Source organism: Plectonema cf. radiosum LEGE 06105 (assembly GCF_015207665.1).
In the GTDB taxonomy this organism is placed as follows: domain Bacteria; phylum Cyanobacteriota; class Cyanobacteriia; order Cyanobacteriales; family Nostocaceae; genus Rivularia; species Rivularia radiosa_A.
This window is the reverse complement of record NZ_JADEWL010000006.1, coordinates 106,562-116,363: the sequence shown is the minus strand read 5'-3', so window position 1 is coordinate 116,363 and position 9,802 is coordinate 106,562. Positions and strand designations below refer to the sequence as shown.

Annotated in this window: 10 protein-coding genes; 7 read left to right on the top strand and 3 right to left on the bottom strand. The window is 37.9% G+C overall.

Features of this window, described 5'->3' with window-relative positions; genetic code table 11:
- Nucleotides 1-87 precede the first annotated feature (87 nt).
- The 3 genes from nifS to nifB all read right to left on the bottom strand — a co-directional run bounded on the left by nifS (nt 88) and on the right by nifB (nt 3,573).
- A complete protein-coding gene (nifS, locus tag IQ247_RS03330) occupies nt 88-1,296 on the bottom strand; it encodes a cysteine desulfurase NifS (RefSeq protein ID WP_193917018.1) in 1,209 nt (402 codons plus the stop codon).
- Between the two features lie 246 nt (nt 1,297-1,542).
- Nucleotides 1,543-1,893, bottom strand: coding sequence for a DUF362 domain-containing protein (locus IQ247_RS03325; RefSeq protein ID WP_193917016.1), 351 nt, complete (start codon nt 1,891-1,893; stop codon nt 1,543-1,545).
- Nucleotides 1,894-2,115: 222 nt separating this feature from the next.
- Nucleotides 2,116-3,573 carry a nitrogenase cofactor biosynthesis protein NifB gene (gene nifB / locus IQ247_RS03320; protein WP_193917014.1) on the bottom strand — a complete coding sequence of 486 codons (1,458 nt, stop codon included), beginning with the start codon at nt 3,571-3,573 and terminating at the stop codon, nt 2,116-2,118.
- Nucleotides 3,574-4,616: 1,043 nt separating this feature from the next.
- On the opposite strand from nifB, the gene IQ247_RS03315 reads away from it, so the two are divergent.
- The 7 genes from IQ247_RS03315 (at nt 4,617) to IQ247_RS03285 (ending at nt 9,691) form a co-directional block, all read left to right on the top strand.
- On the top strand, nt 4,617-5,558 hold the full coding sequence (locus tag IQ247_RS03315) for an NAD(P)-dependent alcohol dehydrogenase (protein WP_193917012.1): 942 nt from the start codon (nt 4,617-4,619) through the stop codon (nt 5,556-5,558).
- A gap of 811 nt (nt 5,559-6,369) precedes the next feature.
- Nucleotides 6,370-6,612 (top strand): Asr1405/Asl0597 family protein, encoded by a 243-nt coding sequence (locus IQ247_RS03310; RefSeq protein ID WP_193917010.1) that lies wholly within the window; start codon nt 6,370-6,372, stop codon nt 6,610-6,612.
- Between the two features lie 183 nt (nt 6,613-6,795).
- Nucleotides 6,796-6,996: a DUF2949 domain-containing protein gene (locus IQ247_RS03305; RefSeq protein WP_228059435.1), complete on the top strand. Its 201-nt coding sequence runs from the start codon at nt 6,796-6,798 to the stop codon at nt 6,994-6,996.
- Between the two features lie 400 nt (nt 6,997-7,396).
- Nucleotides 7,397-8,536, top strand: coding sequence for a homocitrate synthase (gene nifV / locus IQ247_RS03300; RefSeq protein ID WP_193917033.1), 1,140 nt, complete (start codon nt 7,397-7,399; stop codon nt 8,534-8,536).
- The gene (locus IQ247_RS03295; RefSeq protein ID WP_193917008.1) at nt 8,523-8,798 is read left to right on the top strand and encodes a nitrogen fixation protein NifZ; all 276 of its coding nucleotides are present in this window, start codon (nt 8,523-8,525) and stop codon (nt 8,796-8,798) included. Before nifV ends, IQ247_RS03295 begins: the two co-directional genes overlap by 14 nt.
- Nucleotides 8,798-9,004 (top strand): putative nitrogen fixation protein NifT, encoded by a 207-nt coding sequence (gene nifT / locus IQ247_RS03290; RefSeq protein WP_193917006.1) that lies wholly within the window; start codon nt 8,798-8,800, stop codon nt 9,002-9,004. The genes IQ247_RS03295 and nifT overlap by 1 nt, the downstream gene beginning before the upstream one ends.
- Before the next feature lie 150 nt (nt 9,005-9,154).
- Nucleotides 9,155-9,691, top strand: coding sequence for a (2Fe-2S) ferredoxin domain-containing protein (locus tag IQ247_RS03285; RefSeq protein ID WP_193917004.1), 537 nt, complete (start codon nt 9,155-9,157; stop codon nt 9,689-9,691).
- The last annotated feature ends 111 nt before the right edge of the window (nt 9,692-9,802 follow it).

Genomic DNA, 9,802 nt, shown 5'->3' with positions numbered 1-9,802 from the left:
GACAAGGAGATGGGGTTCGGGGGTGAAATAAATAACCACCATCAACTAACCACCATCAACTAACCACTATCAACCATCAACTAACTCTTAATGTTGGGCTAATGCTTGTTCTTGGTTTTTGAGCCAAGCTGCATCATCGTTTTTGAAAGGTGAAAGCTCGCGTAAACGGCTGACAATTCCTGGTAGTACAGCTAAAACCGCATCAATATCGGCATCTGTATTGTAACGAGAAAGACTAAAGCGAATGGAACCGTGTAAAATAGTGTAGGGTATTCCCATTGACCGTAAAATGTGGGAAGGTTCCAAGGAACCGGAACTACAAGCGGAACCGCTGGATGCACAAATTCCGTGTTGATTGAGTAATAGTAAAATTGCTTCGCCTTCGATATATTTGAAACCAATATTCGTGGTGTTTGGTAATCTCTGCGTTGCGCCACCATTGATTTCACATTCCCCTATTCTTTCTATTATAGCTTTTTCTAGGCGATCGCGTAAAGTTTTTTGTTTTTCACCTGCCGATTTTAAATGTAGGAGTTCGAGTTCGGCAGCTTTACCTAAAGCTACAATTCCGGGTACATTTTCAGTTCCCGCACGTCTTCCACGTTCTTGTCCTCCACCAATAACTGAGGGACGGAATCTAACTCCACGTCGCACGTATAATGCACCAATTCCTTTGGGAGCATGAATTTTATGACCGGAGAGAGCTAACATATCAACGGTGCTGTTTTTCATGTTAACGGGGATTTTCCCTACAGCTTGGACTCCATCCACATGAAAGAGTGCGTCATATTTCTTAGCTAGCTTACCAACTTCCTCTACCGGGAATATCACCCCAGTTTCGTTATTAGCGTACATCACGCTTACCAAAGCGGTTTCGTGAGTGAGTGCGGCTTCTAATTCCTCTAAATCCAACTGTCCCTGACGATTTACCGAAAGATAAGTGACTCTGTAACCCTGCTTTTGTAGTTGTTTGCAAAGATTAAGTACCGCTGGATGTTCTACCTGGGTAGTAATAATGTGTTTTTTGTCCGGTTGTGCTTGAAGTGCAGCCCGAATAGCAGCGTTATCTCCTTCCGTTCCACCACTATTAAACACAATTTCTGAAGGTTCGGCACCAAGAAGGGTTGCAACGCTTTCTCTAGCTTGTTTTACCGCTTTACCGACTTGTCCCCCAAAAGTATGCATACTAGAAGGATTGCCATAATGGTCGCTTAGGTAAGGCAACATTGCCTCTATAACTTCCGGGTCAACCTTGGTAGTAGCATTATTATCTAAGTAAATACAGTCTTTTTGCATTGCTTTTAATTTCTCTATTGAATACTTCAGAATTAATGGTGTTTCTTTTACGATATTTTTAATAGGGAATAGGGAGTAGGGAGTAGGGAATAGGGAATAGGAAATAGGAAATAGATAATTCTTATTAACTTCTAACTCCGGTGGTACTAACTCCCGTACAGACGTAGCACTGCTACGTCTCTACAACAACTCCGGTGGTACTAACTTTTAATTCTTAACTCCTCACTCCTAACTCCTCACTACTTCTTATGCTGCTTGATGTGAATTTTGTTGTAATTGCTCGGCGTATTTTTGGGAATAAGTGTTAAACCAGTTTTCCCAGTAATCTGTTTTATTTGTTTTATTAGTGACTTGGTTTTTGAGATTTTTGTAAGTATTAAACCAGTTTTCCCAATAATCAGATGTTACTTTGATACAGCCGTCGAATGTAGGACAACCTGCTTTACATTGGGGTACTGAGTAAATACTATCAACGCAATTTTTACACAGTTCGGGGTCTATCCAAGGACGGTCATCAACTATTTTAATAGCGTTAGTAGGACAGACAGTTTTACACAAATCGCAGGATATACAGTTGTTAGTAATTTTGTAAGCCATTTTTTCTACCTTATATTTATGTTCTTTGTTTGAGGTAATGGCACTGGGTAATGGAATGATTTTAGATTTGAGATTTTGGATTTGAGATTAATTTATATTCTTTCTATTTGATTTGTACAGTGGGAGCATCTTGCTCCTTAGAAATATGATCTTGCTCCCACTACGAACGATTTGTTTTCCTCAATAATCAATATAAATTGCTTTATCCAAAATCTAAAATCTCTATTGACTAATTGCTTGCTTGTAAAATTCTAAAGCAACCTTATCAATTACGTCGTAAGCTTCAACAGTTTGTATTCCTGCTTTGTGCAGTTCTTCTTTAGGACAGTCCCCAATTTTAGAAACCAATACTGCTTGGCAATCAGAAAGTGCTTTGATAATATTTTCTAAAGTTGCTTCTTCACCGTATCCGCCTTGGCAGAAATGGTCTACTTTACGATGTCCGATAAATTCAACTTTTCTACCATCTACTTCATAAATTTGAAATTCTTTAGCGTGTCCAAAGTGTTGGTTAACTAACCCACCACCTTTAGTTGCTACCGCTAAAAGCATCTTTTCGCCGGTAAGTTCTAAGTCGAAGACCTCAAGTTCTTGTTTAGCCGCTTCAAGTTCTTCTTGAGCTTTTTCAATGCCTTTGTGAACTTCTTGACGCTGTTCTAAATTGTATTCGGGAGCCATTTCCATGAATTTATCTTTAGTAAATTCTTGAGAACGGTCTTCTCCTAATAATCCTACTGCGTCTGCACGACATTGACGGCAATGACGCATCATTTTCATGTTACCAGAACATTTGTCTTGTACTTCTTTCAATTCTTTGGAAGTGGGACCGCGTTGTCCGTTTAATCCAAAGTGAGTACCGTGTTCTGGAGCGCTAATCAAGGGCATAATATTGTGAATAAATGCACCTCGTTCGCGGATAGCTTTATTTACCTCTGGAAGGTGATGGTCATTAATTCCGGGAATCAATACAGAGTTGACTTTGCACAGAATATCTGCTTCTCGCAGCATTTCTAAACCTTCCATCTGTCTTTCATGGAGAATTCTGGCTGCTTCAATTCCTCTGTAACGCTTGCGCTTATAGTGAACCCAAGGATAAATTTTGGCTCCGATTTCCGGGTCAACCATGTTAATTGTAATAGTTACATGGTCAACATTTAATTCCTTAATCCGGTCTACGTAGTCCGGTAGCATCAAACCATTTGTTGATAAACAAAGTTTAATGTCTGGTGCTTGGGAATTAATTAACTCAAAGGTGCGGAAAGTCTTTTCTGGGTTAGCTAAGGGGTCGCCGGGTCCTGCGATTCCCAACACTGTCATCTGAGGAATTTTACCTGCAACGATGAGAACTTTTTGTGCTGCTTCCTCTGGCGTGAGTAATTCGCTAACTACTCCGGGACGACTTTCGTTAGCACAATCGTATTTGCGGTTACAGTAGTTGCATTGAATGTTGCAAGCAGGAGCAACGGCAACGTGCATCCTTGCATAGTGGTGATGAGCTTCTTCGCTGTAACACGGATGTTTAGCAATCCGCTCTTTGGTTCTTTCATCGATTTCTATTTTTGTACTGCTCTTGTCGTCGCAGCCACTTCCACAACCACCTTTTTTAGCTTTCGCGGGTGTAGTTGTAGGTTCGCTCTCGGAAGGGGTGAAGATTCCTGTTGAAGTAGTCGGTGATGTCATTTTTTGCGTTCTGTCACTGGACATTATGCCAAGTGGGAGATGCCATCGCGGCTGCTTTTACCCAAGAATCGAAGTCGCGACTGGTTTGGGCTTTACCCGAAAAACTGGGTTAATCGGGGGGTGGAATCCCAGCTTCTCGGCTGGTGTGTGTCAACGCTTGAGATGACCGAGAGTCTACCTTTTTCAAGCTTTTACCGCCGCGACTTCTATTTTACAGGGCATGGTGCTATCTATCCCTCCACTCACCAACCGTGTCGAAGGTTTATTTGACCGGCGAAGGTGTTTGGCGATGTCTAAGTTATATCAGTGGCTTTTTCGTTCTGTTTGAAATCCTTTCAGCTAAGATTTATTAGGTTTATTAATTTTGCACTCAAAACTTAGAAGCTCGACTGTGAGAGGGTTATGAAGTTTTGAAAAAAAAATTCCGGGTGGGAGTACTAGTATTATTCCACTGGGGGGCTAGTATTTATGTAACGAGGTACTTGCATTGCTGCACTCGGCTAAACACAAGTCTTGCAAAGAGTTTCGGCGCTTTTTTAGCGAGGAATACAAACCATTACACTGCACTCGAAACCCTCACTTTATATAAAGACTGAAAAATCAACCATGGCGTTCGGCGCAGCCGTGCAGCCGATCGCAATATCCAATTGTGTAACTAACATATCACTTTTTTTTTGCACAGAAAACGCAAATAAGCTTTTCTTAATTTTTGCTTTACACACATTCGGGAGCAAGGCTAAAAACCAAGACAAACAAGGAATTAAGGTTGATTTTCCTCCTGGACTTAATGAAAATAATTAGCTATAAGTATCACCTTGTTCTTATATTCCCATAGTCTGGTTCTGATTGCAATTGCTCGGTTAAAAAATATTTACAACTGATAAAAGAGGTTTGCACTAATATCTTTATCGTTGCCAGTAAAAACTCAGCGTCCCTCAGCGCATACCTTTGCGTTCAAAAGTATATAATTCCGATAACCCATCAGACAAAGCAGCAGACGTGTCAAACTATAGATAAACCACTTGGGTGCGAGGATAAACATCATGAAAGCAATGGTGATTCGGGAGTACGGTAGTGCTGATGTTTTGCGCTATGAAGAGGTGGAAGCACCAAAAATCAAGCCTGGGGAACTATTAGTAAAAGTTCATGCTGCGGCAGTGAATCCGGTTGATTGGAAGATTCGTAAAGGAATGTTGAAAATCATCACAGGAAATAAGTTTCCGATGATTCTGGGATTTGATTTAGCGGGAGTTGTTTTAGAAGTCGGTTCTCAAGTATCTAATTTCCGAGTGGGAGATGAAATTTATGGCTCCCTTGGTGTACCCGGTGGTGCTTATGCTCAATTAGCAGCCGTACCGCAAAATGTTGCTGCTGTAAAACCCAAAAATATCAGCTTTGAGGAAGCAGCAGCTTTACCCGTCGCAGCCCTCACGGCTTTACAATCACTGCGAGACAAAGCCAATATTCAGTCAGGACAAAGTGTACTTATTAATGGTGCTTCCGGTGGAGTAGGCATTTTTGCAGTCCAAATTGCCAAAGCTTTAGGAACAGAAGTTACAGGAATTTGTAGTGCTAAAAATCTAGATTTTGTCAAGTCCCTTGGGGCAGATTTTCTGATTGACTATACACAACAAGATTTTACTCAAAATCAAACGCAATACGATATTATTCTGGATGCAGTTGGTAAGCAAACATTTGATAATTGTAAAAAAGTTCTCAAATCTAAGGGAGTTTATGTTACAACTCTACCGAATCTACAAAATATAATGGCGATCGCATTCACAAGTTTATTTGGAAATCAAAAAGCTAAATTTATCCTCGCTCAACCCAACACAGCTGATTTACTTTACCTCAACGAGTTGATTGAAACGGGTAAATTGCGAGTGGTTATTGACTGCACCTATCCTTTACAAGAATTAGCAGCGGCTCATCTTTATAGTGAAAGTGAACGAGCTAAAGGTAAAATTGCGATAAATTGTTCCTAATTTTAAACATTAGACATTTCCGAAAAAGAATGTAGAGACGCGAATCCTTGTGTCTCTACAAGGGTTTGATTGAAGGATATTTAATTTCCGGAAATGTCTATTGATTACATCCTCGTAAATTTCTCTCATTGTTAGAGTTAAGCCAATAGAATCTAAGTGTAACTGATTATTTTTACCTAAGATAACTAGTAACTACATATACAAAAATGTATTATATTAACTTGATTATCTAAGTTTTTGAGTACAGTTTGATGTTGTTTTTTAATTCACATTTTTCTGGGTAAAATTGCCTCAAATTATTGCTACACAAAATTTTAACACCGAGTACATTAATAATTGAACCTTGACCTGTAAAATACTAGAACCATTTACCATAAATACTAGTCCCCATACCCCAAAGAAAAAACGAAACCGAGTCATTATAAAGATAAAAGATTAGTGAGTACAAATTTAATAAAATTAAATAAATCCAATTGATAGTCACAAAACAAGTATTGATAATACCATCTGATATAAGCAGAAAAAGCAGATTGTAATTAACAATTTACCATCGGTGAATGAGGTTAATTGCTGATTGGTTTAATGCATTCCAAAATTTATATCTTGCACTGTAGAAACCTCTCATCGACATAATTACTAATTGTTTGACTTCCTTCTTACCCGCCGGGGGTTGCAAACCCCATTAAAATCGACTAAAAATATTTACAGTTTTACGTTAGTTATATTTTTATTTATATTTTTTATTCTGTAGTTAATTATGCGTAAAGTGCAAAATATAAGAAAAGGAACTTTTCACTAAGAAACGCTAATAATGTTACTACCATCAAGTTCTAATGTTCTGCATCAAATTGTGCAGATTCCACACTCCCAACGCTGGCAAATCTACCACCGCTTACAAGAGTTGAACATTCCTTGTTCTTGTTTGTCAGATGGTTCTTTACAGGTACAAATAAATAACACGATGGCGGCAATTTTGCTTCGCTCTACTGTAATTCAATTTACCGCATCTCGATTGTCATTAATTGATTGGTTGGAAAGATGTTGGCAACTTTGAAAACTTTGTACCTACTTAGTTTCTCAGTCTTTAATTATATAGAAACAATCTAGGAAAATAAAAGTTTATCTATTAAGGTTTCCTGAGATATAAAAGGTAGGTAACAAGGCTTCCATTTACTATAAAAATTATCAGTTAAATTAAGCCCTGTTTCTTCTCTTTATAAAAGAGGTTTCTTTTTAGATGATGCTAACACCTTACAGCGATAGAGAATTTATCAAGTTTTTAAAAAAGGAGCTTTTACTTACTAGTTGTGATATTTCTGTAGCAGTGCGAAAAAGCAGGTTAGATAAAGGACCATTGCCAATGCTACTTTGGCAGTACGGTTTAGTTGATATAGAGCAATTAGAAAGAATTTTTGATTGGTTAGAATCTCAATCTTAAAACAGTTGACAGTTACCCATTCCCAATTCCCTATTACCCAATCATCAAAAATGTTTTATACCTTAATTACTGGAATTAGTCTATTAATTTTTTCGACATTAGCGAAAACTTGCATGAGCTATATGCTACTTAAAGAAATGCCGGATATTCCTGATGAAGAAAAATATTAATTAATACCAAAATCTAGTTCTTTCTCATACAGAAATATTTTATTTCTTGAGTAAGAATAATTAAGGATGAATAGGTCGTTATGAAAAAGTTAATCATACTCTTTCATAATTGATAATTTACCAAAAACGATTCATGCCTTGTTATTAGTGTTTACTAATATTTACTCAAAGTTAAAGCCATAATCCCCATCATGGGTGTTAACAACAATCCCATAGAGGTACTTTTGGAGATGAATCAACCACCTGTCTTAATTAATGACACAACACTGCGCGATGGTGAACAAGCTGCGGGTGTTGCTTTCAACTTACAAGAAAAAGTTGCGATCGCGAAGTTTCTTGATGATGTTGGAGTACATGAAATAGAAGTCGGTATTCCAGCGATGGGTGAAGAAGAAACTCGTGCGATACAAGCAATTGCTAACTTGGATTTGCGAGCGAAACTCTTGGGTTGGAATCGGGCTGTAATCTCGGATATACAGGCTTCTATGGCTTGTGGATTAAAGCGGGTACATATTTGCATTCCTGTTTCAGGGGTACAAATTAGCACTAAATTCCAGGGACAATGGCGTATCACTTTACAACAACTTAGAGACAGTATCAACTTTGCTCTAGATAATGGATTGTGGGTTGCTGTTGGTGGAGAAGATGCTTCAAGAGCCGATAAAAATTTCTTGTTGGATGTGGCTCTATACGCTCAAGAATTGGGTGCTTCTCGGTTCCGGTTTTGCGATACGGTAGGAGTACTCGATCCTTTTGCGACTTATCATCGAGTAAGGAAAATAGTCGAAGCCTTAGCAATTCCCGTAGAAATCCACACTCATAATGATTTTGGTTTAGCGACAGCTAACGCTCTTGCTGGTATCGAAGCAGGGTGTTTAACTGCGAACACAACAGTAAATGGTTTAGGTGAAAGGGCAGGAAATGCAGCTTTAGAAGAAGTCGTCATGGCTTTGAAACGCATTTACAACTTGGATATAGGTATCGATACTCCAAAATTGCTCGATTTATCTCGATTGGTAGCAGCCGCATCTCGTTGTAATGTACCACCTTGGAAAGCAATTGTCGGTGAAAATACCTTTGCTCATGAATCTGGTATCCATGCTCATAGCGTACTGCAAAATCCGATGACTTATGAACCATTCAGCCCTGAAGAAGTCGGTTGGGAAAGACGCTTAGTAGTAGGAAAACATTCAGGGAGACACTTATTATCTCAAGTGTTAGAAGAAAACGGTATTAATCTTAATGCAGAGGAAACAAAGTCTGTTTTAGAAGCAGTACGAAAAGCGTCGGTGGAGAAAAAACGCAGTCTCACCACTCAAGAAGTATTGGATTTAGTACAACAGGGTAGATATTCCCATGCACTCAGATGAAGAAGAATTAGAACTTGATTTACCACCAGTTTTTGAACTTAGTGATAAAGTCAAAATTCTTAACCCAATTAAAAACGACGGTACTTATCCCGGGAAAAAATTAGGAGAAATTTTAATTCATCCCGGAGAAGTTGGTTATGTCATAAGTATAGGCACATATTTACAAAGAGCTTATATTTATGCCATCCGTTTTATGGACAAAGATATTGTAGTTGGTTGTCGAAAAGAAGAATTAGAACTTATAGAAAGAGTTGAACAATAATGAAAGTAATGTTACGTAAAAACGGTGCTGGTACTTTAGTCGTATATGTTCCCAAAAAAGATTTAGAAGAAGAAGTTGTTAAACAAGCATCGGGGGAATCTGGTCAAATTTTGACTTTAGCAAACGGTTGGGAATTAGAATTTTCTGATTTTCCTGATGCTCAAGAATTGCCTAAAACCGTCGAAGCGAAAAGAGTAAACAGTTAATAGGGAATAGGGAAGAGGGAAGAGGGAATAGGGAAATAATTGTATAACTAACTAAATAAACAATAAATACTACTATCTAACTCCTAGCTCCTAACTCCTAACTTTTAAGATTTATAATCCAAAATCTAAAATCTAAAATCCAAAATCAAAATGGGTGATAATTACCGGACTTTATCTGAATTTAATTTGAAAGGTGAATTTGTTGGTTTTATAGGAGACAAATTAGAAAAAGCCAAGCATCTACATTTAATAACTCCTAATGGTGAAATTCAAATTAAACTTCCTAAAATTTTACGAAAATCTGCGGCTTCATTCTTAGCACCTGGAAAGCAAATTAATGTTTTTGGAGTTACTAAGTTAAATTTAACCACTGGCAAAACTAAATTAAAAGTTTATGGGATAAAACCAATAGAAAGCTGCCCCAAACAAAATATTTCTCCTAAAACTAAACCCAAAATTTTAGTATGTCAAAAGCCAGGTTGCCGGAAAAGAGGCAGTCACAATATTTTACCAGAATTAGAAAAGATTTTGCGCGAAAGAGGTCTTTATGACAAAGTTGCTATCGAACATACTGGCTGTTTAAAATGTTGTAGTTCGCCCAATTGTATATTGAAATTGGGTAAAAAAGAATATCGCAAAATTCATCCAGAAGTAATTGCGACGATGTTAGAAAAACACTTGGGTTAATTCTAATTTATATTTTTGCGTAAACATAAATAACCAATGTAGAGACGTTGCAATGCAACGTCTTTCATAGTGTTTGGACATACCCATAATTAGTTTCAAGTTTCAGTAATT

Coding starts and splice junctions, on each gene's coding strand:
- nifS (WP_193917018.1), bottom strand. CDS start 1,296: ATGCAAAAAGACTGTATTTACTTAGATAATAATGCTACTACCAAGGTT.
- IQ247_RS03325 (WP_193917016.1), bottom strand. CDS start 1,893: ATGGCTTACAAAATTACTAACAACTGTATATCCTGCGATTTGTGTAAA.
- nifB (WP_193917014.1), bottom strand. CDS start 3,573: ATGACATCACCGACTACTTCAACAGGAATCTTCACCCCTTCCGAGAGC.
- IQ247_RS03315 (WP_193917012.1), top strand. CDS start 4,617: ATGAAAGCAATGGTGATTCGGGAGTACGGTAGTGCTGATGTTTTGCGC.
- IQ247_RS03310 (WP_193917010.1), top strand. CDS start 6,370: ATGTTACTACCATCAAGTTCTAATGTTCTGCATCAAATTGTGCAGATT.
- IQ247_RS03305 (WP_228059435.1), top strand. CDS start 6,796: ATGATGCTAACACCTTACAGCGATAGAGAATTTATCAAGTTTTTAAAA.
- nifV (WP_193917033.1), top strand. CDS start 7,397: ATGAATCAACCACCTGTCTTAATTAATGACACAACACTGCGCGATGGT.
- IQ247_RS03295 (WP_193917008.1), top strand. CDS start 8,523: ATGCACTCAGATGAAGAAGAATTAGAACTTGATTTACCACCAGTTTTT.
- nifT (WP_193917006.1), top strand. CDS start 8,798: ATGAAAGTAATGTTACGTAAAAACGGTGCTGGTACTTTAGTCGTATAT.
- IQ247_RS03285 (WP_193917004.1), top strand. CDS start 9,155: ATGGGTGATAATTACCGGACTTTATCTGAATTTAATTTGAAAGGTGAA.